Raw genomic sequence first — 23,044 nt, 5'->3', positions numbered from 1 at the left:
TTTGTAAGGGGTGGTTGTGCACGACAGAGGGTGGATCGGCGAGAACACGCACGGCAGACATCGCACGCGCATCCCTACAGCGACAAGACGAGGTTCGCGCGCTCCTTCGTGCGTTCAACGAGGGCCATGTTCGCCGCGTCTACCGTGCGCACCCAGTGGGCCGCGTCCGCGCGGTCGCGCCCACAGCTGACGTGTCGATCGATGAGGCGCGAGGCCAGCTCCTCGAAGGGTGTCTCAATGAAAACGAGCAGGTCGATGAGGCCGCGCACGTCCGCCCAGCCTGGCAGTTCGAGGCCCAGGTAGTTGCCCTCGGTGATGACGACGCCGTCGACCTCGACGGGCAGGGATGCGGCGACCGGTTCGTGCAGGTCGCGCCGGTAGTCGGGGGCCAGGACCACACCGTCTGCGCGCCGTACGCGCCCCAGCAGGGCCACGTAGCCGCCGACGTCGAAGGTGTCGGGCGCGCCCTTGTGGTCGGCGATGCCGCGCGCGGCCAACACCGCGTTGGACATGTGGAAGCCATCCATGGGTGCCAGGCCCGCGACCGGGATACCGGCCTCGGGCAGGGCGGCGGCCAGCTCGGCGGCGATCGTCGTCTTGCCGGTCCCGGGAGGGCCGGTCAGGCCCAGCACACGCACGGGGTCGCCGCTGCGGGCGCGCTGGGCGACGGCCTCGACGATACGGTGGGTGATCGACGAGGCCTGGGCGCGCCCGGGCGCTCCGGCAACAGCGTACCGGTCCGAGCCCGCCCGAGAGGAAGTCATGGCTTGATGACGGGCAGCGTCGACCAGGGGAAGTTGATCCACTTGTCGGTGTACGCCCACACGTAGTCGGGCTCGATGATGGACACGGGCTTCTTATAGATAACCGCGCTGCGTGCTTCGACGCGCACGGAGGAGGAGCCGTCGAGAGAGAGGCCGTGCTTGTCGATGAGGTCCATGACCATCTTGAGGGTCTTGCCGGAGTCGGCGACGTCGTCGACGACGAGGACCCGCTTGCCGTCCATCGCGGAGACGTCCATGAGCGGGGGAAGCAGCATGGGCTCGTCGAGGGTCTCGCCGATGCCGGAGTAGAACTCGACGTTCATGGTGCCGATGGCCTTGACGTCCATCGCGTAGGCGACGGCGCCGGCGGGGATCAGGCCGCCGCGAGCGATGGCGACGATCAGGTCCGGGATCCATCCGGAGTCGACGACCTGCTGGGTGAGTTCACGGGACGCGTCGCCGAAGCCTTCCCAGGTCAGGACTTCGCGGTCGGGAGCGGTGCTGGCGTCGGGGCTGGCGATGGTACCCATGGCTTCCTTCTCTCGGGGGTGTTGGGATCAAGGGTATCGCCGTCGGGCGGGTGTCTGCTCGCCTACCCGGGTTGCAAAACGGTGACGTGGCAAGAGACACGTCATGCGCCGCCCCCTCGGCACAGGTAACGCTAACGCCGTCGGCGGATCGAGGCTAGTTCGCGCTCGTAGGCGCGCCCGGGCGAGGTCGGGGTCCCCTCTCGCTCCCACGTGAGGATCAGCGCGGGGTTGAAGGCGCGCGAACACGCCCCGCAGGAGGAGACGCGGCGCGGCGCCCGGTACAGGCGTCGGGTGGCCCCGCAGCGCGGGCACGTGCCCACCCACGGCGCGTCGGGGGATGGCAGGGACGAGGGCAGACGGGCCGAATCGGGTGCCCCGAGGTCTCGGGCGGCGCGCTTCCACGTGGCGTCGTGCCCGTGGGACGGGCCGACGAGAGCGTGGGCGATCTCGTGCAGGATCACTCCTCGGATCGTGCCCTCGTCGTACAGGTCGGTGAGCGGGGCGGACAGGCTGATGGTGCGCGTCGCGTGCGCGCACACCCCGGCACGACGCCTCGCGTTGTCGAAGCGAAAACGCCACTCGGCGAGGCCGGCCGCGTCCATGAGGGAACGCGCGAGGGTGCGCGCCTCCTGGCGATTCACCGCGCCCCCGCGAGCACGCCGAGCAGGCGCTTGAAGGAGACCTTGTTCGGCGTGCCCAGGGTCTGGGCGAACACGGAGACGCGCAGTTCCTCGGCCATCCACCGGGCCTGGGTGAGCGCTGCGGCGCTACGCGCGTCGTAGGGTCGCCGTTCCAAGGCCTCGCGCGCCGAGGCGATGTCGGCCTCGGCCTGGTGGATGCGGTCCATGTCCTCCAGGTCGCGCCCCAGAGCCCCCGGAGAGGATGCGGCGCGCTCGATGCGCACGGCCCCGGCGCGCAGGTAGCGCCCCAGGTGAGGTAGGGCCGAGGCCGGGGTGGCCGACACGAAACCCTCGTACAACAGGGTGCGCCCGTGCCGGGCGACGTCGCGCGTCGTCTCCTCCAGGGACGCCTGCGGGTGGGCGCGCACGGCTGCATCGGCCTGCGCGCTGGCCTCCAGGGCGCGCACGACGTGGGAGAGGATCCGGTAGACGCGGTCCTCGTGCGCGTCGCGCGCTGCGATCACGAGGGCCTCGAAGGCCTGGGGGTCGCGCACGTCGGCGGGGGTGCTCAGCTCATCCACGAGGGAGAGGGCCGAGGCCAGCTGCGCGTCCGCGACCAGGGCGGCCGTGTCCGGGTAGGGGGAGGCCGCCAGCATGAGGGCCTCGCGGCCCGTCCATCGCGTCGTGATGCGCTTCGTCGCCAGGGCTACGCGGCCCAGGAGCAGTCGGGCGAGGCCGGCTCGGTGCTCGCGGTCGGCCTCGGCTGCGCTGGCCATGACGCGCACGCCCGCCGCCGGCGCGGACGCACTGCCCTGGGGGACCAGGGCAGGGAAGGCCCGCAGCGTCATCGTGCCCGAGGTCTGGGTGATCGACCGAGGCAGCGTCGGCATCTGCGTGAGCTCGTCGGCGTGGAATGCCTGGTCCGGCGCCGGCGCCGGGGCCGAGGCGGGGGCGTCCGTGGTCGATCGCGCGCCCTTCCCGGGGGCGGACTGCGCGCCCTTGGAGGTGGGGGAGTCTTCCCCACCGCGCGACGCGGCCTTATCCGAGGCGCCGCGCCCGCGCTTGTTCCTGCGCGCCTGCTTCTCGCCGGCCTCCTCGAGGGCAGCGCGAACGGCCGTGCGCACCGCCTTGTTCGCGTCGGTAGCCAGGCGACGCTGCAGGTAGGCTAGGTCCTTACCCGAGCCGAGCTCCTTGCCCGAGGCATCCGTGACAACGAAGGTCATGAGCAGGTGGTCGGGCAGGTGGGCGCGTGCGTGCGCCAGGTCAGATTCGCTCAGGTCCACGCCGCGCAGGACGCGCACCGCGTGGGCCAGAGCCTCCAGGACGGAGCCCTCGGTGAGCGCGCGGGGCTTCGCGGGAACGCGGGTCGCCTCCTCGGCGCCACCAAGCGACGGGGCCTCCTTGCGCGTAGCCCCCTGCTGCGTCCTCTTGGGAGAGTGACGCGTCGAGACGCGGCCCGAGCTCGCGCCCCACGCCGCCAGGCGGCCCATCGCGGCATCCAGGCTCAGAGGATCCGGCTCGTCGCCGGCGTTGCTTGCGTTCCCGGCAGACGTATCCGGCGCGGGCGTCGCCTCGACCGGCTCATCGCCCGCCTGCTCGATCCACCGCGCCACCGACGCGGCCACGTCCGGAGCGGGTGCCAGGAGGCGACGCACACCCTTGGGCAGCGCGCGGATTGCCTCGGTCAGCAGGTCCTCTCGCATGCCCGGCACCAGCCAGTCCGTGCCCTGATCGCTCACGCGCTCGAGCACCTCGATCGGAATACGCATCGATACGCCGTCGCGCGGGCTGCCCGGCGCAAACTCGTAGCTCAGGGCCAGGGACAGGTCGCCGCACTGCCAGCGGTCCGGGAAACCCTCGCCGGACGTGGCCTCGCGCGGCATCAGCAGTGACGCCGGATAAATCAGCAGATCCGGACGCTCCCGGCGCTCGTCCTTCCACCAGCGGTTGAACGCCGCGGCGCTCGTCACGTGCTCGGGGACACGATCGTCGAAGAACCGGAAACGCGCCTGCTCATCCGCCACGAGGCCGTGGGTACGGCTACGGCGCTCAACCTCGCGCGCCTGCTCCACCAAGGCCTCGTTACGGCGCTGGAAGGCGTGCCTCTCCCTCCACTGACCATCCACCAGGGCGTTGCGAATGAACATCTCGCGCGCCAGCTCGCGCGCGCTCATCCCCTCGCGGGTGGCCGCCAGCTCCTCGAAATGACGCGGCTCAAACGACCCCGACGACAGCGGATCCTTCGACGCCGACACCAAGCCCGCCGCCAGCGCCTCCAGCGACCCCGCGCGCGGAGCATGAGAGCGGGAGACGGGCACGGCCTCGTCGATGACCGTCTCACCCAGCCGCCCCAGCAGCACCTCGCGGTCCGCCGCCAGTGTCAGGCCGTAGAGCGTCACGCGCTCGCGGACCATCGCCGCGCCCTTCGCGACCGACCAGAACGGTTCCGAATACGAGCGCTTGAGCAGGCCGCCCGCCGCCGGCTCGACCCACTCCGGGCGGATGCGGGCCACCGTGCGGGCAAACAGGCGCGAGGTCTCCACGAGCTCCGCGGTCATCACCCAGGCGGGGTGGCCGCTCACACCTGAACCCGGCCAGATCGTGAAGTGCGTGCCGCGCGCGCCCTCGTAGTCGCGTTTCGTCTCGTCCCACGACCCCAGGTAGGACAGCAGGCCGACCAGCAGCGAGCGGTGCAGCTGGTCCGCATCCACGGATGCCGGGCCCTGCCCGTAGGTCAGGACCGCGCGAACGGCCGCGTCCTGCGCGCCGCCGAAGTGGGCGGCCTCCACGACGTCGCCCGTCGACGGCTCGCCCACCGGCCCCGCGGCGATCCCGAGGATGCGGGCCATCTGGCGCAGCTGGCCGACCACGTCGCGCCACTCGCGCCACCTCAGGTAGTGGAAAAACTCCGCCCGGCACAGGCGTCGGAAAGCCGACCCCGACAGGTCGCGCGCCTGAACCGCTAGGTAGCGCCACAGGTTCAGGTAGGTGATGAAATCCGAATGCGGGTCCGCCAGGCGCGCGTGCGACGCGTCCGCCGTGCCCTGATGGTCGGCCGGGCGCTCGCGCACGTCCTGGATCGACAGTGCCGCCACAATGACGAGCACCTCCGAGGCGCAGCCCAGGCGCTGCGCCTCCAGCAGCATGCGCCCCAGACGCGGGTCGATCGGCAGACGCGCCAGGTCCCGGCCGATGCCGGTCAGCCTGTACTGGGACGAGGCCGCGGCCGCGTCCTGCGTCCCACTGTCCGGCGCGAGCGCGCCGATCTCCACGAGGAGGGCCACGCCGTCGCGTACCGAGCGGCGGTCCGGAGCATCCAGGAACGGGAAGTCCTCGACGGCGCCCAGGCCCAGGGACGCCATCTGCAAGATGACGCTGGCCAGGGAGGTGCGCAGGATCTCCGGCTCGGTGAAGCGCGGACGCGAGACGTAGTCTGCTTGGGAGAACAGGCGGATCGTCACGCCCTCCGCGACGCGGCCGCATCGGCCCGCGCGCTGGTTCGCGCTCGCCTGACTGACCGGCTCGATCGGCAGGCGCTGCACCTTCGTCTTGTTCGAATAGCGCGAAATGCGCGCCAAACCCGGATCGATCACGTAGCGGATGCCCGGAACCGTCAGCGATGTCTCCGCAACGTTCGTTGCCAGGACCACGCGGCGAAGCCTATGCGGCTCGAACACGCGATGCTGCTCGGCCGCCGTCAGTCGCGCGTACAGCGGCAGGATCTCGATGTCGGTCGGGCGTGCGCCCCTGTCGTCGCCCGCGCGCCTAGACCGCCCCTTCAGGTGATCGAGGAGGGCCGCCTCCGTGTCGCGGATGTCGCGCTCGCCCGGCAGGAAGACCAGAATGTCGCCGTCGCCCTCCGCGCTCAGCTCGTCCACCGCGTGGCAGATCGCCGTCTCCACGTCGATGTCCTCGCCCATCCCGTAGCCCAGCGTCGCCAGCTCGTCGTCCGGGTCCTCCAGAACCAGCTGCATTGGACCAGGCTGAGCGGCGTCCTCGCTGCCGGCCTCCTCCGCCTGCTCGGCGACCGCCTCGGACGTGTACGAGGAGGGCGTCGTCGGGCCGAGCGGACGGTAGCGGATCTCCACCGGGTACGTGCGACCCGACACCTCGATGACGGGAGCAGCTTCGAGCAGGCGACCCGAGCCGGGTGTCCCCTCCCACGTCCCAAAATGGCGGGCGAAACGATCCGAATCGATCGTCGCCGACGTGATGATGACCTTCAGGTCCGGGCGGGCGGGCAGCAGGCGTGCCACGTAACCCAAGATGAAGTCGATGTTGAGGCTGCGCTCATGGGCCTCGTCGATGATGAGCGTGTCGTAGCGGCGCAGCATCGGATCCGACTGGATCTCCGCCAGCAAAATACCGTCCGTCATCAGCTTGACGAGGGTCGTCGGGCCGACCTCGTCCGTGAAACGCACCTGGTAGCCGACCACCTGGCCGGGCTCGCGGCCCACGGTCTGGCCCAACTCGTCGGCGATGCGGTCCGCGACCGAGCGCGCCGCGAGCCGGCGCGGCTGGGTGTGCCCGATCATGCCCGCAACGCCGCGGCCCAGCTGCATGCAGATCTTCGGCAGCTGCGTCGTCTTGCCCGAGCCCGTCTCGCCCGACACGATGACCACCTGGTGGTCACGGATGGCGCTCGCGATCTCGTCGCGGCGAGCGCTCACCGGCAGGTCCGGGAAGGAAATCACCGGGATCGCGGCCGCGCGTTGGGCCAGCTGCTCGGGCGTGAAGGGCCTGAAGGGGCGCGCGTGCTCTCGCTGCGGGCGGCGGCCCGCCCGGTGAGCGCGGGCGTTGGTGGCGGTCCGATCAGCGTCGCTGTGGCCTCGGCCCTTGCCGTTCTTGCTGTTACCGCTCTTGTCGCTCTTGTCGCGCGAGCCCTGAGATGCCTGTGCGAACCCTTCCCGAACTGCGCCGCCGCGTCCTCGGACGTTGCCGCGCTGCCCATTCGCGCGTCGAGGCGCGTGGGGGCCGGAACCGCGCGCGTTGGGGTCGGACGGAGGCGTGCTGGAGCGAGAGTCAGGCATGATGGAGCCAGTCTAGTCGCGGCCAGACGCGGCGGCCCTTCGGCGCGTGGGGTAGCGGGCAAGTCGGCCAACAGCAAAAAGTGCACGCAACTCCCTCGGGGCTATTTCTGAGAGCGGCCCACAATCGCATCATGTCAACGCTTTAACTCTCACGGCTGAAAGAAGCGCCGGGGACTTACGTGCGACATTGTCGGGGATCTGCTGTGGTCGCGGCAATGCGAGGGTGCGCCACGCGTGGCACGGCAGGCGTGGCGCGCGCTGGGTCTACAGGTCCTCGTCGAAACGCGTCACCGGCGCCTCCAGGCGCAGATCCACGAGGGCACACGCCAGCTCGTCGATCTCCTCCCCCTGGTACACGCGCTCCCTCCACGAGGCCGGGATGGCCTCGATCCCATAGAACGCGCCACCCAGCTGCCCGTAAATCGCGGCGTTCGTATCCGCGTCACCGCCCATGTTGGCGATCGCCAGGGTCGCATCCTTGAAGGAAGGGAAATCCAGCAGGCCGTGCACCGCCAGGCGAATACCGTTCACGATGTAACCGCTGGTCTCAGCCTCCCACGACGCGCGAACCTGCGGATCCGGGCTGATCACCCGCGCGGCCATCTCGTCGAACGGCTCACCTGTCGACGCCCAGGACACGTCCATGAGCTGGGTCGGGGACCAGCCCAGCAGCGCGCCAACCAGCAGGGCGGCGAAGACCTCGGTGGCGGCCTCGGCCTCGAGGGAATAATGCGTCTCGCGTGCGCTCAAGCGAGCGGTCTCGACGACCTCGCGAGGGGAACGCGAGCGGAACCCAGCGATCACCACCGGTGCCAGGCGCATGATCGCGCCGTTACCCGCGCTGGTCGTACGCTCTGCGGTCACAGGCACACGCGGATCGTGCTCGAAATCGAACAGCGCGGCGCGCACCTGGCCACCGATGTCGAAACAGCTGTCCGTCGACGAACGATAACCCTTCGAAAACCAGCGCTGGTAGCGCTCCATCACGTCAAACGAGTCGTAGCGGCCCTTCGCCAGGAGGGAATCCGCGATGCACAGGGCCATCGACGTGTCATCCGTCCACTGCCCGGGCTTCAGGAGGAAGGGGCCGCCGCCCACCATGTCCGTGATCGGCTCGAAGGTGCCTGCCCACTTGAACTCATTCGTGGTGCCCACCGCGTCGCCGACAGCCAGGCCAACCATGGCGCCGCGCGCCCGAGAAAGAAATTCCGTCATGCCTACAGTCTCGCACAGGGCACCGACAAGTGGCTCCGGGTTCCATGCGCGGCCCGGCCGGACGGACTGGGACACGCGGGCCAGCCCCGGCCTCGTCCCCGGCGGGCCCTGTGGGAAAACGTCAGGCGACCGTCGTGCCGAAAAGCCAGCCCAGCAGGTAGGTGACGCCCGCCGCGCCGTAGCCCACCAGGAGCTGACGCAGCGCGCGTGGGGCGGGGGACTGGCCCGAGAGGATGCCGACCACGCCGCCCGTGAACAGCAGCGCGATGCCGACGATCACCGACGCGACGATAATCGCGGTCATGCCGGTCATGCCCAGCAGGTAGGGGACCAGTGGGAAGAACGCGCCCACCGCGAAGAAAGAGAACGACGACAGGGCCGCCTTCATCGGGGTGCCCACCTGCTCGCCAGCCCCGTCCGACTCGGGGTTGCCGCCCAGGGCTGCTCGAACAGCGATCGCGCCGGACTCTCCGGTCGCGGGCGTGGCCAGGCGCGCGAAGACCTGCTTCGCGTGGATCTCGGCCTCCTCCTCGCTCTCGCCGCGCGCGCGGAACACCAGGGCCAGCTCGTTGGCGTTCACGTCTAGGTCCGGGACCACCTGATGCGCGTGCGGGTCGGGGATCGAGGCGTCGAGAAGCTCGCGCTGACTACGCACGCTCACCCACTCGCCCGCCGCCATCGACAGCGCGCCGGCCAGCAGGCCCGAGATTCCCGTCAGGAGGACGACGTGGGGCTCCATGCCGGTCGCCGCCACGCCCAGCACGAGGGCCAGATTCGACACGAGGCCGTCGTTCGCGCCGAACACCGCCGCGCGGAACGTGCCCGCCAGGGTCTCGCGTGACTTCGCGGCCAGGGAACGAATGACCTCGGCGTGAATGTGCTCGTCCGCCTGCATGTGCGTCGGCACGTCGTCATCCACGTCGCGTGCGGAACGCTGCTCCGCGCGCTGGGCCATCGCCAGAATGAAGATCGTGCCAAACAGGTGCGCCAGCACGGACGCGGCGCGGGTGCGCAGCGGCGGCTTGGGGGCGGGCAGGGCGTGCTCACCCAGGCGCGCCAGCCAGTACTCCTCGTGGCGGCGCTCCGCCTCCTCAAGCTGACGGAGGACAGCGCGCTCCTCGCCCGTTCGGCGCTCCGAGAGGTCGCGGTAGGTGCGAGCCTCCATGCGCTCCTCGGCCAGGTGCTTGCGCCAGCGCTTGATCTGCGCCCTCGTGGGCTCCCTGTCCGTGTTCGCGGCGGATGCCTCGTTCCCTCGTGTGCTCAACGCTGGGGTGAGGACGAGGTGGCCTGCGCGTCGATCGTCGTCGGCGAGGCCGGGGTGCCGAAAAGGCGTTCCTTCACGGCATCCGCGACCTTATCGGTCACCTGCTCGCCGCCCGCACGCACGAAGTCGGACATCTTCTGGCCAGCCGCATCCAGGGGACGCGCGACGACTGGGAAACGACGCAGCTTCGAGGCGCTCGCACGGATCTGCTCGTAGCGCTCGCGGCCCGCGCGGGTGCCCAGGATGTATCCGATGCCAACTCCGATGAGGATTCCGGTCTTGGTTCCCATGAGTGTCCTTTTCTCCATGCGGGTGGTGGGGTGTCACGCGATTGTGCTCGCGTGGCGATTTCGTGGGCGCGGCTCTCGCCCGCTCATATGCGTCTCATCTTAATGGCGGTGCCCTCCTCGTCGCACGATCCTCTTCCTGGGTGGGGATTATTCTGGGCCCCGTCATTCCCGGGGCGCCGCCTCGTCACATTCGTGCGCATTGTGGTCGTTCGTTTACGGCGCATGCTTGAAAGCGCTATGTTTGTTGCGTGAGTCAGATAACGATTGAGACACCGCGGGGAGTGTCCCTCTCCGGCACATTCACGCGTCCCGTGGACTGCCGCGATGCTGCGGTGATCTTTTCTCACACTTTTTTGTCGGATCGTCACGCATCGGGCATGTTCGATTTACTCGGTCGCGCACTGCGTCGCGCCGGCTACGCGACGCTGGCCTTCGATTACTCCGGTCACGGTGCCTCGGGCGATGAGATCATCACCTTCGATCCCCTCATCGAAGACTTCCGTTACGCCTCCGGATGGCTCGCTGATCAGGGCTTCGCGCGCCAGATCTGCGTTGGCCACGAGTTCGGTGCCACCGTTGCGCTGCGCTCCCGCCCACCCGCCGTCCAGACCTACGTGCTCGTCTCCCCGGTGCTCGGTCCCCTGTCCTACGACTGGAGCCTCGTGTTCTCTGAGGTGCAGCTCTCGGAGCTCGAACGTCACGGGGCAACGACCGTGCCCGACGACTCCGAGACAGTGCGCCGACAGTTCACCCTGTCCAAGCGTACGCTGGCGGACATGTCCATGGTCTCCGGCGAAGAGGTACTGCGTGGCGTGAGCGTTCCGGTGCTCATCACACACGACTCCTTCGACGAGGAGACCGGCCTGCTCGACCGCACGCGCGACGCCTTCCACCTGCTGCCCGACGGCTCCCTCGTCGAGATGACCGCGCCGCCCGACGGTATCGCGGGCGAGTACACGCCGGTCGGCGGCGTGCCCGTCCTCGACGAGGCCGTGGACCGTGCGCTGGCTGCGTCGGGTTCCGCGCACTTGCCCGTGCTCACGGATGTTGCCGCCAAGTGGGCCAGCCGTTGGGTGCCCGTTAGTCGCTGATCGCCGGTCGGTGGCGGTGGGTGCGGTCTTCGTTGGGTTGTTTGCTGCGGTTGTGGTGTCGGCTCGACGGTGGTGCCGGGGGTGTCATCGTGCTTCTGGGAGGCATCAGGTGGTGCTTTGGATAGCAGGCTATAGGCCGGATCTGTAACCGGTGGCACCTCTGTTAGTAGGACGTAGGTGGGTTTTGTAACCGGTGACGCCTCTGTTGGTCGGTTGTGTGCGTTCTTTGAAACCGGTGACGCCTCTGTTGAGTGGAAAGTGGCTGAAATGGGGTCTTTTAGGTCGACGGTGGTGCCAGCGGTTGCATGAGTGCTCGGTGTCGGCACGACGGTGGTGCCAGTGGTTGCATGAGTGCTCGGTGTCGGCACAGCGGTGGTGCCAATGGTTGCATGAGTGCTCCGTGTCGGCTCGGCGGTGGTGCCGTTGTTGGCGGGAAACGAGCGGAATCTGTAACCGGTGGCACATCTGTTAGTAGGACATAGGCGGGTTCTGTAACCGACGACGCCTCTGTTGGCAGGCCACAGGTGGGTTTTGTAACCGATGACGCCTGTGTCGGTCGGTTGTGTGCGTTCTTTGAAACCGGTGACGCCTCTGTTGAGTGGAAAGTGGCTGAAATGGGGTGTTGTAGGCCGACGGTGGTGCCAGCGGTTGCACGAGTGCTCGGTGGTGGCCTGACGGTGGTGCCAGCGGTTGCATGAGTGCTCGGTGTCGGCACAGCGGTGGTGCCAATGGTTGCATGAGTGCTCGGTGTCGGCTCGGCGGTGGTGCCGTTGTTGGCGGGAAACGAGCGGAATCTGTAACCGGTGGCACCTCTGTTAGTAGGACATAGGCGGGTTTTGTAACCGACGACGCCTCTGTTGAGTGGAAAGTGGCTGAAATGGGGTGTTCTGGCCCGACAGTGGTGCCGGTGGTTGCATAAGTGCTCAGTACCGTGTCGACGGTGGTGCCGGCGGTTGCATAAGTGCTCGGTACCGGGTCGACAGTGGTGCCTTCGGTGTCGCGAGTAGCTGGAGCAGTGTCGGCGGTGGTGCCAATGGTTGCATGAGTGCTCGGTGTCGGCTCGGCGGTGGTGCCGTTGTTGGCGGGAAACGAGTGGGATCTGTAACCGGTGACGCCTCTGTTGAGTGGAAAGTGGCTGAAATGGGGTCTTTTAGGCCGACAGTGGTGCCGGTGGTTGCATAAGTGCTCAGTACCGGGTCGACGGTGGTGCCAGCGGTTGCATGAGTGCTCGGTGTCGGCTCGGCGGTGGTGCCGTTGTTGGCGGGAAACGAGTGGGATCTGTAACCGGTGACGCCTCTGTTGAGTGGAAAGTGGCTGAAATGGGGTCTTTTAGGCCGACAGTGGTGCCGGTGGTTGCATAAGTGCTCAGTACCGGGTCGACGGTGGTGCCAGCGGTTGCATGAGTGCTCGGTATCGGCACAGCGGTGGTGCCAATGGTTGCATGAGTGCTCCGTGTCGGCTCGGCGGTGGTGCCGTTGTTGGCGGGAAACGAGCGGAATCTGTAACCGGTGGCACATCTGTTAGTAGGACATAGGCGGGTTTTGTAACCGACGACGCCTCTGTTGAGTGGAAAGTGGCTGAAATGGGGTGTTCTGGCCCGACAGTGGTGCCGGTGGTTGCATAAGTGCTCAGTACCGTGTCGACGGTGGTGCCGGCGGTTGCATAAGTGCTCAGTACCGGGTCGACAGTGGTGCCTTCGGTGTCGCGAGTAGCTGGAGCAGTGTCGGCGGTGGTGCCGGGGGTGTCATCTTGCTTCTGGGAGGCATCAGGTGGTGCTTTGGATGGCAGGCCACAGGCGGGTTTTGTAACCGGTGGCACATGTGTCGGTCGGTTGTGCGCGTTCTTTGAAACCGGTGACGCCTCTGTTGAGTGGAAAGTGGCTGAAATGGGGTGTTTCAGGCCGACGGTGGTGCCAGCGGTTGCATGAGTGCTCGGTGTCGGCACGACAGTGGTGCCTTCGGTGTCGCGAGTAGCTGGAGCGCTGTCGGCAGTGGAGTCGTGGGCGGACTTGTGTTGAGAGAAGACTCGTCCAGTGGTCGCCGCACTGTCGCCACCTCCACGCCCACGACCGGGCCTGCGACCTACCGGCCCAGCCACCTTTACGACCAGGCCCGCGACCATGACCACGACGAGCCCCGCCACCTCCGTGACGAGCCCACGACGAGCCCAGCCACCTCCACGACCAGCCGCAATACCTACCAGCCGCGCACCAGCTCCGCGAGAGCTGGGGAAGCCAGCCACTGCCTCGTGCCGAAAGACGACACCGCTACCGCCGCTACCGCCGACGCGAAGCGAATCAGGCGCTCTGGATCCGCGTCGCCACCGCGCTCGATTCCCCACGCGAAAGCCCCGTGGAAGGCGTCCCCTGCCCCCAATGTTGACGCGTCCCGCACGGCGTCGACGCATACCTCGCCGCTGGCATCGTCCCACCAGTACTGCACGGAGCGTTCACCGCGCGTGCGCACCGTGCGCGCGATGCCGAAGCCTCGTAGGAAGTCCGCGACCTGCGCCCCATCCGGGTGCTCCATCAGCGGCGGTGCGAAATCCTCGGACACAACGGCGATGTCGACGAACCCCAGCAGCGCAGTGAGCCAGTCCTTCCAGGAACCACCATCCAGGATGCGCGGGTGCGGTGGGCGCGCCTCGAGCAGGGCGAACGGGTCGTCCTCGTCGACGTCGGGCACGCCCAGGGTGAGGGCCGCGTGCGCGAGTATCGGGTTGTGTCCGTCGATCAGGACCGCGCCGACGCGCTCAGGCAGGTCGGACGCGATCTGCTCCGCGTTGGCGTCGAGCCGTGCGTTCGTAGAAGCCACCATGCGACCGCTTGGATGCTCGATGATCGAGGACACGGCGGGCTCGCGTGACGCAAGCGACGAGGCCGGGGCACTCCCGCGCTTGCTTGCCTTCTCAGCGGGTGACAGGGCGGGCACCGTCGCGTCCAGGACGCGCACACCCGCGGCTGCCAGGTCGGCCGCGAGGAAGGCCGACACGGGGCCCTCGCCGAGCGCCGTCAGCAACGTCGGTGCCTCCCCTGAGGGAAGCGCAGCGCCTGAGGCAGCCTCTGCCTCGTCGAAGGACAGCGAGCGCGAGGCGGCGCACAGTGCCGCGTACGTGACGGCTGCGTTCGTCGCGGGGCCGCCGGCGGCCATCGTGAAGTCAGTCGATGTGACCTTGAGGGAGGGGTCCGGCACGTGGTCGAGTCGGTGCAGGACATCCAGGGTCGTGAGCCCGGCGAAGAGTGCAGTCATGGGGACATTGTCGCACCCGGTGACCGAGCTAGACAGCACGGTCTCGGCTCTCGCTGACAGACATACGAACCCGGTAGGATATCAACAACGACACTCATCGACTCCTCCGGATCGCCATGCACCTGCTCGACGCACTGAATAACTCCCTGCCCGAGGTCTTCCGAGCCATCGACCTCATGGGCGTGCTCCTTAACGGTATCCTCGGCGGAAAGGTCGCCCGAGAGCGAAACTTCGACGCCGTCGGCTTCTGCATTCTTGCGATTATGACGGCCCTCGCGGGCGGCATGATCCGTGATCTGCTCCTGGCGACGCGCACCGGGGCACCCGTCGCAATCACAGACCCCTACTACCTGTGGTTCGCCATCGTCGGTGCCCTCATCGCGATGGCCTTCCGCATGGATTCTCGAGCCTGGTCGGTGCTTCTCGTCATCGCCGACGGCATGGTGTTGGGCTGTTGGAGTGCGACCGGTGCGATCAAGACCCTCGACGCGGGCTTCGCGATCATGCCGGCGATCCTCCTGGGCATCATGACGGCGATCGGAGGCGGCATGGTCCGAGACATCTCCGCGGGCCTAGTGCCGCGCGTTTTCGGAGGCAATAACCTCTATGCCACGCCCGCCTTCGCGTGTTCGCTGGTGACGGTCGTGTTCTGGCACATGGGCCAGCCGGTCCTCGGCATGGGCGCGTCCATCGTCGTGGGCCTCATCTTCACTGGAATGGCGCATTGGCGCCGCTGGAGGCTCCCGCAGACCCGAGAGTGGACCATCACTCTCACATATTCGCAGCTGAAAGCTCTGCGTAGAGCCAGACGTTAGTATGGCGGTGTGAATCCCAAATCAGCATCCGTTCCTTCGTCCCCCGCCGCGTCGGGTTCCACTTCCGAGCGGAAGCGTTTTAAGACATGGCACCTGTCCATGATGGCCCTGGGCCTCGCCATTGGCGCAGGCTTCTTCCTTGGTACCGGTTCTGCGATCCACCAGGCAGGACCCGCTGTCATCGTGTCCTACGCGCTGGCCGCCATCATCGTCGTGTCGGTCATGATGGCACTCGCCGAGCTGGCTTCGTCCCTGCCGACGACGGGTTCCTTCTCGTCGTACGCCGAGGCCGGGATCGGACGGTGGGCAGGTTTTACGATCGGCTGGCTGTATTGGGTCATGCTCATCATGGTGTCGGGCCTGGAAGTCACGGGTGCAGCAACGTTCTTTGTCGGCTGGTTCCCTTCGGTCCCGCAGTGGGTGATTGCCCTGTTCATCGTTGTGGTAATCGGTGGCATCAACCTGCTGGCGGCCGGACAGTACGGCGAGATCGAGGCCTGGCTCTCGATGGTGAAGATCATCGCGATCATCGCCTTCCTGTGTGTGGGCGCGTATCTGGTTGCGCGCACGGCGATTGTTGGCCCCCTTCCGGGCCACGAAGGCGTGCTGCACAACGTCCTGGGCCACAACGGATTCATGCCGAACGGAGTCTCGGGTGTCGCTGTGGCTCTCCTGGCCGTCATCACGTCCTTCGGTGGCCTTGAGATCGTCACGATTGCCGCCGCCGAAGCCGAGGATCCCCAAGCCGCCATGAGTAGCGCGATCCGCTCGGTCGTCACCCGCATTTTCGTGTTCTACGTCGGCTCCGTTGTCCTGCTGGTCGCGCTACTGCCGTGGGATAGCGAGGCGATGAACACGAACGCCTTCGCTGCCGTCCTCGAGATGGCGGGCGTCCCCGCGGTCGGGACGCTCATGAATGTCATCATCTTCATGGCGCTCATCTCCGCGTTCTCCGCAAACATCTACGCATCGTCCCGCATGGTCTACTCGCTGTCGGCCCGCGACATGGGTCCGCGCTGGCTGCTGGGTGCGTCCGCATCCAACAAGGCCCACGCTCAGGCAGTCGTGAAGGCCGCCCTCGAGGATGACGAGGCCGTCCTGGCCGCCGAGATGGAGGGGGACATCGAAGCGGGTCGTACCCCGAAGCGCGCGGTCGGCCTCGTCGTGGTCCTGGCGCTGCTGGCGGTTCTGGGCAACTGGTACCTGCCCGGCTCGATCCTGAGTATGCTCATCAACGCGATCGGCATGGTCCTGCTGATCGTGTGGACCTTCATCATCATCTCGCTGATGCGGCTCCACCCGTCTCTGGAGCGCTCGGGTTCCCTGGTGATCCGCATGCCCGGATGGCCGTGGCTGCCGTGGCTGGTCCTCGTTTGCCTGGGTGGCATCGGCATCCTCATGCTCGTGAACGACGAGGGCAGGGCTCAGCTGGCCTCGATGGGCGCGCTGACGCTCATCATCGTGGTGATTTACTTCGTGCGTCAGCTGGTGGGTTCTCGCACGAAGGCCTAGTTATCCACAGGCATTCGCCGCCGGGACGCAGACGCCGGTGGGTGGGTGCATCATGAGGGCACCCCGGGCGGTTGGTTGGGGTGCCCTCAGTGCGTGGGCGTTGTGAGAGAAGGGACAGGGAGATGGCGCGTAAGCGACGGAGGAGCGTCGGGGACACGATTGTCCTGCTCGTGATCCTCGCTGCCCTTGTGTGGGCCTTCGTGCCGGGCGTGGGCTGGGACCTACTGGGTTTGCGATCGCGCCTTGGTTGGCCGCCGCTGCGCAGCGGTCAGGCCCTGGCTTCCCTGCCGGACAGCGAAGCGGCCCGCCAGCTGCGTGAGCTCACGGTGCGCGAGTCGGTCGATGATCCCGATGCTCCCGCATATAAGCGCGAGGTCTTCGGGCAGCGCTGGGAGGACACCGACCGCAACGGCTGTGACACTCGCAATGACATCCTCGCCCGCGACCTGGCGCGTCCCACCTTCAAGCCGGATACTCGCGACTGCGTCGTCCTCTCCGGTACCCTCGCCGAGCCGTACACGGGGGCCACGATCGAGTTCCAGAGGGGGGATAAGACCTCGTCCCTGGTGCAGATTGACCACGTCGTCGCACTCGCGGACGCGTGGCGATCGGGGGCGTGGCAGTGGGATGCTCAGCGCCGCCAAGAGTTCGCCAATGACCCTGAGAACCTACTCGCGGTGGACGGGGCCGCGAACGAGGACAAGTCGGCATCGTCCGCGGACCAGTGGCTGCCGCCGAATACCGCGTTCCGTTGCGACTATGTGAAGCGTCAGATCGCCGTTAAGAATGCGTATGGGCTGAGCGTCACGCGCGCCGAGCAGGACGCTCTCGCCGAACAACTGTCAGCCTGCACCGGATGAGTGAGGGCGCGCGATTATCCTGAGTACGATGTGGTGCTCGCGCCATTCTGACCAACAATTTCCAGGCGATTCCCAGACGTTTTCTCACAATATGTCCATCGAGTGTGCATCGGGGCGCACGTCCGCGACATCGCCAGATAATGCCGGTAATGTTCCCCTGAGGGGGAGAGATGACATGTACACGGCAATCAACTGGGCGCTTGATCTTGGGCTATACGCTGGCGTCTGTGCGATCGCGTGCGTGCTGCGGTGGCTGATCGGCCGTCGTCAAGACCGTGCTCGACTCAGTTCCCAGGCAGCGGCTCCCGATGCGTCTTCGTCACAGCGCCCGAACGGCTCGGATTTGACGGTCTCCGACGCCCTGCCGCTCATCTACCGTCGCTCGAATCAGACGGGGGCCCTGCTGCCGCGCGAGGAAAACCCGGACACCCCGAAGACGTCGGAGATTCCGGTGATCGCGCCCCCTGCCACGTCGAAGTGGAGGCTCCCGCGAGCTTTGCCGCTCGCCTGGATCCTGTACCTTGCGGGCCTGCTGATTTTCACGCTGCTGCCACTGCCTTCAGACCCGGTGGCCGCGTGTGCCGCGATCATCCACTGGGATAACTACACGCCCTTCGGGTCGTTCGTGGCGGTCGTCGATCAGTTCCGTGACGGGGAGCCCCTGCGTGGCAGCCTGTATGCCCTGTCGATCCTGCTCAACGTCGCCCTGTTTGTGCCCTTGGGTGCCCTCGCGGAGACCACGTGGCGTATACGTCGTATGCGTCGCGCACCCGAGGAGGCACCCGCCGACGGTAGTCGCCTGGCCCGTTCGATTCCGCACCGCCGCTTCTTCGCGTGGGTGGCGATCGGCTGCGCCGTCTCCTGCCTCATTGAGCTGACGCAGTACACGGGCCTCTTCGGCGTCGTGCCCTGCACCTACCGCGTCGTTGACATCGACGATGTCATCATGAACACCCTCGGCACGTACCTGGGAGTGCTCATGCTGCCCCTCATGGCGCGCCACTCGCGCTTCATGGGCGTGTAGGGGCTCTACAACCAGCCTGCGGCGCGGGCGAGGGATGCGGCCTCGGCTCGGGTACGCGCGTCCATTTTCAGCATCGACGAGGACACATGGTTGCGCACCGTCCCCTGGCTGAGCCCCAGCGAGTGGGCAATGTCAGCGATGGTGCCGCCGCCCTCGACCTCGCGGAGTACGTCGGCTTCGCGCGCGGTGAGCGGGGAGGACCCGGCGGACAGCGCGTCGATTGCTAGGCTCTGGTCGATCGAGCGGCCACCGGCGGCCACCGTTCGCACGCCGTCGACGAGATCTTCAACCGGCGCATCCTTCACCATGAAGCCAGAGGCTCCCGCGGCCAGCGCCCGCTGGAGGTAGCCGGGGCGCCCGAAGGTCGTGACCACGAGGACCCGCACGCCCGGGAAGCGCGTGCGAATCGCCTCCGTCGCCGTGATCCCATCCATGCGCGGCATCTCGACATCGATGATGGCAACGTCCACGGGAGCCTTCGCCCGCGCTGATTCGGCGGACTTGGCGAGGCGCGCCAGCTCCTCCAGTGCTTGTGCTCCGTCGCCAGCCTGCGCGACGACCTCAATGTCGTGCTCAAGATTGAGCAGCCCCGCAAGCGCGCCGCGAATCATCGCCTGGTCGTCGGCCACGAGCACGCGAATGGTCACGTCACCCTCCTTCTGTCTACTCCTGGGCTACCAGGCTAGCGCAGGTTCGACGCGTGACTCTCGGCTTGGCTCATCTCTCAGGACGAGGCCGACTCGCCCTCCTGGGACCGCGCCGAGCTCGGGGAGGGGCGCTAGGGCCGCTCGATGGGGTCGTGGCGGAGGGAATCAGGATGCGTGAGGATCGGGTGCCGCCTCGAAGGACAACGTGAGCGTCCACACGGAACCCGACGCTCCCCACGTCAGGGTGCCCTCGTCGCCGACCAGCTCGGTCAGGCCTGACAGACCCGAGCCCGCCCCGGCCGTCGACGCAGCGTAGGAGGCCGTGTAGCCGTTGTTCGTGACAGTCACGCCGTCAGAAGAGAGGCGGATCTGAACCCGCGAGGGGCGAGCGTGCAAGATCGCGTTGGTCACGCCCTCGCGGATCACGTGGGCGGCAGCGGCCGCGCGGGACCCCGACGGAGGCTCACCCTCGTTCGTAATGTCGGCGTCGATGCGGGCAACCTCCAGGAGCGAACGGGCCTCATCCAGCTCCTCGGTGGGGGACAGGGCCCGCGTGGCCGCCACGATACGGCGGACGTCGGCCAAGGCCTCGTTCGACTGGATGGTGATCGCGCGAATCTGTTCGCGCGCCTCCTCCACGCGCCCCGCGTCCAGGAGGCGGCCAGCCAGCTCGGAGACCATCGTGATGCCTGTCAGTGAGTGCCCGAGGATGTCGTGCAGGTCCGTGCTCAGGCGTGCCCGCTCGGTGGACTTCGCGCGCGCTATCGCGTCCTGGCGACGCAGGTGCTCGCGCGCCGACCGCTCCATGCCTGCGCGTGCCCCGCCGACGAGAACACCCAGCAGGGCCAGGTACACGAGCATCCACAGCGGGTTTCCTTCCGCGAGCGCGGTGACGGCGGCGAGGACGCCGATCGGGACGGTGCCCGGGAGCAGGTAGCGCAGGGGGGCCTGGAAGATCCACGCGACCAGCAGGTAGGAGAACATCATGTAGGCGTAGGGGAGCCCGACCCACCAGGCGTAGAGGGCGTAGATCACGGAGACGGCGGCCAGGCACACGTGAGAGATCACGAATGGCCTTGTGAAGGAGTTGCGTCCCGGAGGGGGATTCGTCAGCCACGTGGCCGCGTTGGCCACCGCGAGGAGCAGGCACGCGCCGATGACTCCCGCGCCCTCAAGCCTGTTGGGCATGTCAAGGGCCGAGGAGATGGGGAACCCGAGGAACAGCATCCATGGGGCCGCCCACGCGAGGGAGATCAGTCGCTCTTTCATGGTCACACCCTAGCGGTTGGTGTCGTGCGAGGCGCCCCACCAGGCGATGAGCGCTGGGATGAGCGTCCATGCCGCGATGTTGAGCCATGCCGAGGCGGTCATCGGGTTGCCCCCGCTGACCGCATAGACGGCCTGCACCACGCCGTAGAAGGGGGTGAAGGGGGCGACGTGGGCGACGAAGGACGGCATCTGGTCGAGGGGCATGAACATGCCCGACGCGAAGGCGCTGAATACCATGATGAACGCCGAGGCGCTGTAGGCGTTCTCGCCCTTGATGGTGTAGCCGCATGCCAGGCCGATGAGGGCTCCGAGCGCGGACAGGGCGATGACGACGGCGGCGCTTTCAGCCCAGGTGACGGCCGCCATGTGGGCCCCTGTGGCGATCCCGAAGCCGAAGGCGATGGCCGTGATGAACGCGCTCAGGACCATGAGGGCGCCGAGCCGGGCCAGGAGGATCACCCACGGTTGGATGGGGGTGAGTGCGTACATGCGTGAGATGCCGGTTGTGCGCTCCACGGACACGGTGGCTCCCAGCGATCCGCCCACCAGGAGGACGCCGTAGGTGGTCATCATGACGATCATCGCGGCGGCGACGTTGCCGCGCGCGGTGAGCGTGTTTCGGGCGGTGTCGGTCATCCCGAACATGGCGTACATGAAGAGGGGCAGAACCAGCGCGAAGGCCATGTTCCACGGGTTGAGGATGTGGGATCGGAAGGTGGTGAACCACAGTCGTCCCGCTCCCGTGAAGGGGCCGGGGATGGTGCGGTTGGTTGTGCGTGCGGGTGTGGCTTGAGCGGTCATGATTCCTTCTGTGGGTCTGGGGGCGAGGAGGTGGCCTCGTCCGGGGGTGCCTCGCGCGGTGGGACGCGTTGAGGTCAGCGGGGTGGGGGCAGTCGCGGCGTCACTCGGCGTCGGAGTGGGAGGCGATGCGCTCGAAGACGTCCTCAAGGTCCTCGCCGCGGGCGACGACCTCCTCGGTGGGGGCGTCCAGGACGATGCGCCCCTCGTCAAGGATGACGATGCGGTCGGCTTCCTTGCGCGCCTCGGTCAGGTAGTGGGTGGCGAAGAGGAGCGTGCGCCCGGAGACGGTCTCTTCGCGCATCGTGTCCCAGAACTTGCGGCGGGCGAGGGCGTCCATGCCGGCGGTGGGCTCGTCGAGGATGATGAAGTCGGGGTTTCCTGCCAGGGCGAGGGCCAGGCGCACGCGCTGGCGTTCGCCGCCGGAGAGCTTGGAGAGGCTGCGGGTGGCGAGTCTTGTCAGGTCGGCCCGCTCCAGGAGTTCATCCGTGGGAACGGGGTTGGCGTGCATCGAGGCGACCAGGGCGATGGTGGAGCGAACGCTGCCGTCGCGGGGCAGTGACCCGGACTGGAGCATCGCGCCCACGAGCGAGCGGCGCACGGCCTCTCGCGGGCTCATGCCGTAGACGCTGACGTCCCCCGAGACGGGGCGTGCCAGGCCGAGGATGATGTCCAAAAGCGTGCTCTTGCCCGCGCCGTTGACGCCCAGGAGGGCGACGATCTCGCCGGGGACGAGGGTGAGGCTGACGTCGCGAAGGGCGTCGACCGTGCCGAATGACTGGTGGAGCGAGTGTGCCTGTACGGTGGGTGTTGTCGTGTTCATGACACCAGTGTGCGCCCCGCCTCGCACGCGCGGAAGTGCCCTTTGAGTGAGGCGGGAGGGTGACAAATGTCAGGGGTGGTGCGTGGGGTGGTCTGTTGTCCGGGGCCCGCGCACCAGCGCATGTCACGCCGCTGTCAGCCGGTGAATGAGTAGCGCGGGAGTGGTCTCCTGACCTAAAAGTCGCATGCAATTCCCCCGGGCTACTTTTCTACGGTGCTCGGAAACATTGGAATTGCAACGTTGCTATTTCAATGCATGAAAGGTTAACAGGGGAATTGCATGCGAAACTCCTCCGGTTAGTCACTGTCGTTGTCCGCGCGGCCCTCTCATCTGCACGTTAACCCGATAACATGCGCGTGGGCAGCGCCGTCCAGGCGCAGGTTCAATGGTTTGCGTGCGCATGGAGGGGTTGGCGCGCATGTTCAGGGGCTTACATACGAACGACGCACCGTGTCCGACACTGTTGTGCCCAAAGTGCAGACCACCTCGCCCACGGCAGCCCATTGTCAGCGTTTTTCGCCGAGGTGGTCTGCAGTTTGGCGGCCACACCGCCTCCCGTCGGGACCTGGCCGCCCCCAAACGGGGGAAATGGCGTCATTAGGGGTGTGACACGCCGGCGACACGCCGCCAGCCACCTCCTAATGCTGCAAAACCCCCATCGCCGCCGGTGCGGAAGGGACTGTGAGGCCGACGAGATCGGTGGCGATTACCTGGCCTGACCGCGCCGCGGTGTAGCGGGCGACGAAAGGCCGGTAATTGGTGACATGGACGGTGCTGAGAGGAGACAAGACTCGCCCAACAAGAACCGCGCCGGGCCACTGCGGTATAAAACTCGCCCTGCAGACCCCTTCTCGCAGGATTTGCGGTACAAAACTCTCCCTGCTCGCTCGAAATCTCCTTATTTGGCACGTTTTGCGTGTGCAGGGCGAACTTTATACCGCTGTCATCAGCAAGAAGCCGTGCGGGGTGAACTTTGTACCGAATACAAGTCAGAGACGGGGCTAGCCATAACAGTGCACCAAGCACCGCCGGTGTGGAGGGCGCGTAGGGCTTGGCTTCGGTGCCCGTGGGCGTCGGGGCCTGGCCGGGCTATTTATAGCGACCCGGCCCCACTGGTGTGGAAGGCGCCGGAGGGTCCGGAGGGCATGGGCGGGCTTCGAGATCGATCACTCCGAGCGAAGCTCGCGTGTGGCGATCTCGCGGGCGGCCGGGCCCGACGGCGCCCGGAACACCCGTGGGGCCAC

The 23,044-nt window shown here is 67.3% G+C and carries 17 protein-coding genes; 5 read left to right on the top strand and 12 right to left on the bottom strand.

Annotation, left to right across the window (positions count from 1 at the left end; genetic code table 11):
• Nucleotides 1–74: 74 nt before the first annotated feature.
• The 7 genes from RDV55_RS04190 to RDV55_RS04160 all read right to left on the bottom strand — a co-directional run bounded on the left by RDV55_RS04190 (nucleotide 75) and on the right by RDV55_RS04160 (nucleotide 9,713).
• Nucleotides 75–764: an AAA family ATPase gene (locus RDV55_RS04190; protein WP_111823157.1), complete on the bottom strand. Its 690-nt coding sequence runs from the start codon at nucleotides 762–764 to the stop codon at nucleotides 75–77.
• A complete protein-coding gene (locus tag RDV55_RS04185; protein ID WP_111823156.1) occupies nucleotides 761–1,294 on the bottom strand; it encodes a phosphoribosyltransferase in 534 nt (177 codons plus the stop codon). The genes RDV55_RS04190 and RDV55_RS04185 overlap by 4 nt, the downstream gene beginning before the upstream one ends.
• Before the next feature lie 131 nt (nucleotides 1,295–1,425).
• Nucleotides 1,426–1,935: a SprT-like domain-containing protein gene (locus RDV55_RS04180; RefSeq protein ID WP_111823155.1), complete on the bottom strand. Its 510-nt coding sequence runs from the start codon at nucleotides 1,933–1,935 to the stop codon at nucleotides 1,426–1,428.
• Nucleotides 1,932–6,944: a DUF3418 domain-containing protein gene (locus tag RDV55_RS04175; RefSeq protein WP_245907638.1), complete on the bottom strand. Its 5,013-nt coding sequence runs from the start codon at nucleotides 6,942–6,944 to the stop codon at nucleotides 1,932–1,934. The genes RDV55_RS04180 and RDV55_RS04175 overlap by 4 nt, the downstream gene beginning before the upstream one ends.
• 264 nt (nucleotides 6,945–7,208) lie before the next feature.
• Nucleotides 7,209–8,159, bottom strand: coding sequence for an ADP-ribosylglycohydrolase family protein (locus tag RDV55_RS04170; protein ID WP_111823154.1), 951 nt, complete (start codon nucleotides 8,157–8,159; stop codon nucleotides 7,209–7,211).
• Nucleotides 8,160–8,280: 121 nt separating this feature from the next.
• Entirely contained in the window at nucleotides 8,281–9,423 is a 1,143-nt protein-coding gene (locus RDV55_RS04165) for a VIT1/CCC1 transporter family protein (protein ID WP_309188033.1), read from the bottom strand.
• Nucleotides 9,420–9,713 carry a YtxH domain-containing protein gene (locus RDV55_RS04160; RefSeq protein ID WP_309188031.1) on the bottom strand — a complete coding sequence of 98 codons (294 nt, stop codon included), beginning with the start codon at nucleotides 9,711–9,713 and terminating at the stop codon, nucleotides 9,420–9,422. The genes RDV55_RS04165 and RDV55_RS04160 overlap by 4 nt, the downstream gene beginning before the upstream one ends.
• 377 nt (nucleotides 9,714–10,090) lie before the next feature.
• On the opposite strand from RDV55_RS04160, the gene RDV55_RS04155 reads away from it, so the two are divergent.
• Complete coding sequence (locus RDV55_RS04155) at nucleotides 10,091–10,804, top strand: alpha/beta fold hydrolase (protein ID WP_373462907.1); 714 nt, start codon at nucleotides 10,091–10,093, stop codon at nucleotides 10,802–10,804.
• Between the two features lie 2,195 nt (nucleotides 10,805–12,999).
• On the opposite strand, the gene RDV55_RS04150 is transcribed toward RDV55_RS04155, so the two are convergent.
• Entirely contained in the window at nucleotides 13,000–14,052 is a 1,053-nt protein-coding gene (locus RDV55_RS04150) for a PfkB family carbohydrate kinase (protein WP_111824265.1), read from the bottom strand.
• A 116-nt stretch (nucleotides 14,053–14,168) separates the two neighbouring features.
• On the opposite strand from RDV55_RS04150, the gene RDV55_RS04145 reads away from it, so the two are divergent.
• The 4 genes from RDV55_RS04145 to RDV55_RS04130 all read left to right on the top strand — a co-directional run bounded on the left by RDV55_RS04145 (nucleotide 14,169) and on the right by RDV55_RS04130 (nucleotide 18,263).
• Complete coding sequence (locus RDV55_RS04145; protein ID WP_111824266.1) at nucleotides 14,169–14,867, top strand: trimeric intracellular cation channel family protein; 699 nt, start codon at nucleotides 14,169–14,171, stop codon at nucleotides 14,865–14,867.
• 9 nt (nucleotides 14,868–14,876) lie between these two features.
• Entirely contained in the window at nucleotides 14,877–16,379 is a 1,503-nt protein-coding gene (locus RDV55_RS04140) for an amino acid permease (protein ID WP_111824267.1), read from the top strand.
• Between the two features lie 122 nt (nucleotides 16,380–16,501).
• A complete protein-coding gene (locus RDV55_RS04135; protein ID WP_111824268.1) occupies nucleotides 16,502–17,239 on the top strand; it encodes an HNH endonuclease family protein in 738 nt (245 codons plus the stop codon).
• A gap of 175 nt (nucleotides 17,240–17,414) precedes the next feature.
• Entirely contained in the window at nucleotides 17,415–18,263 is an 849-nt protein-coding gene (locus RDV55_RS04130) for a VanZ family protein (RefSeq protein WP_111824269.1), read from the top strand.
• Between the two features lie 5 nt (nucleotides 18,264–18,268).
• Here the strand turns inward: RDV55_RS04130 and RDV55_RS04125 are convergent, their stop codons facing one another.
• The 4 genes from RDV55_RS04125 to RDV55_RS04110 all read right to left on the bottom strand — a co-directional run bounded on the left by RDV55_RS04125 (nucleotide 18,269) and on the right by RDV55_RS04110 (nucleotide 21,800).
• Nucleotides 18,269–18,910: a response regulator transcription factor gene (locus tag RDV55_RS04125; protein WP_111824270.1), complete on the bottom strand. Its 642-nt coding sequence runs from the start codon at nucleotides 18,908–18,910 to the stop codon at nucleotides 18,269–18,271.
• A gap of 165 nt (nucleotides 18,911–19,075) precedes the next feature.
• Nucleotides 19,076–20,179, bottom strand: coding sequence for a sensor histidine kinase (locus RDV55_RS04120; protein ID WP_111824271.1), 1,104 nt, complete (start codon nucleotides 20,177–20,179; stop codon nucleotides 19,076–19,078).
• Nucleotides 20,180–20,188: 9 nt separating this feature from the next.
• Entirely contained in the window at nucleotides 20,189–20,980 is a 792-nt protein-coding gene (locus RDV55_RS04115) for an ABC transporter permease (protein ID WP_111824272.1), read from the bottom strand.
• Nucleotides 20,981–21,080: 100 nt separating this feature from the next.
• Nucleotides 21,081–21,800, bottom strand: coding sequence for an ABC transporter ATP-binding protein (locus RDV55_RS04110; protein WP_111824273.1), 720 nt, complete (start codon nucleotides 21,798–21,800; stop codon nucleotides 21,081–21,083).
• Nucleotides 21,801–23,044 lie beyond the last annotated feature (1,244 nt).

It is taken from the genome of Schaalia odontolytica, assembly GCF_031191545.1.
GTDB lineage: Bacteria > Actinomycetota > Actinomycetes > Actinomycetales > Actinomycetaceae > Pauljensenia > Pauljensenia odontolytica.
The sequence above is the reverse complement of the archived record's forward strand: the minus strand, read 5'-3'. Positions and strand labels throughout refer to the sequence as shown.

Bases quoted from the DNA above. Each gene is read 5' to 3' on its own strand.
- RDV55_RS04190 (WP_111823157.1), bottom strand. From the start codon at position 764: ATGACTTCCTCTCGGGCGGGCTCGGACCGGTACGCTGTTGCCGGAGCG.
- RDV55_RS04155 (WP_373462907.1), top strand. From the start codon at position 10,091: ATGTTCGATTTACTCGGTCGCGCACTGCGTCGCGCCGGCTACGCGACG.
- RDV55_RS04145 (WP_111824266.1), top strand. From the start codon at position 14,169: ATGCACCTGCTCGACGCACTGAATAACTCCCTGCCCGAGGTCTTCCGA.
- RDV55_RS04135 (WP_111824268.1), top strand. From the start codon at position 16,502: ATGGCGCGTAAGCGACGGAGGAGCGTCGGGGACACGATTGTCCTGCTC.
- RDV55_RS04175 (WP_245907638.1), bottom strand. From the start codon at position 6,944: ATGCCTGACTCTCGCTCCAGCACGCCTCCGTCCGACCCCAACGCGCGC.
- RDV55_RS04170 (WP_111823154.1), bottom strand. From the start codon at position 8,159: ATGACGGAATTTCTTTCTCGGGCGCGCGGCGCCATGGTTGGCCTGGCT.
- RDV55_RS04115 (WP_111824272.1), bottom strand. From the start codon at position 20,980: ATGACCGCTCAAGCCACACCCGCACGCACAACCAACCGCACCATCCCC.
- RDV55_RS04120 (WP_111824271.1), bottom strand. From the start codon at position 20,179: ATGAAAGAGCGACTGATCTCCCTCGCGTGGGCGGCCCCATGGATGCTG.
- RDV55_RS04160 (WP_309188031.1), bottom strand. From the start codon at position 9,713: ATGGGAACCAAGACCGGAATCCTCATCGGAGTTGGCATCGGATACATC.
- RDV55_RS04150 (WP_111824265.1), bottom strand. From the start codon at position 14,052: ATGACTGCACTCTTCGCCGGGCTCACGACCCTGGATGTCCTGCACCGA.
- RDV55_RS04185 (WP_111823156.1), bottom strand. From the start codon at position 1,294: ATGGGTACCATCGCCAGCCCCGACGCCAGCACCGCTCCCGACCGCGAA.
- RDV55_RS04130 (WP_111824269.1), top strand. From the start codon at position 17,415: ATGTACACGGCAATCAACTGGGCGCTTGATCTTGGGCTATACGCTGGC.
- RDV55_RS04110 (WP_111824273.1), bottom strand. From the start codon at position 21,800: ATGAACACGACAACACCCACCGTACAGGCACACTCGCTCCACCAGTCA.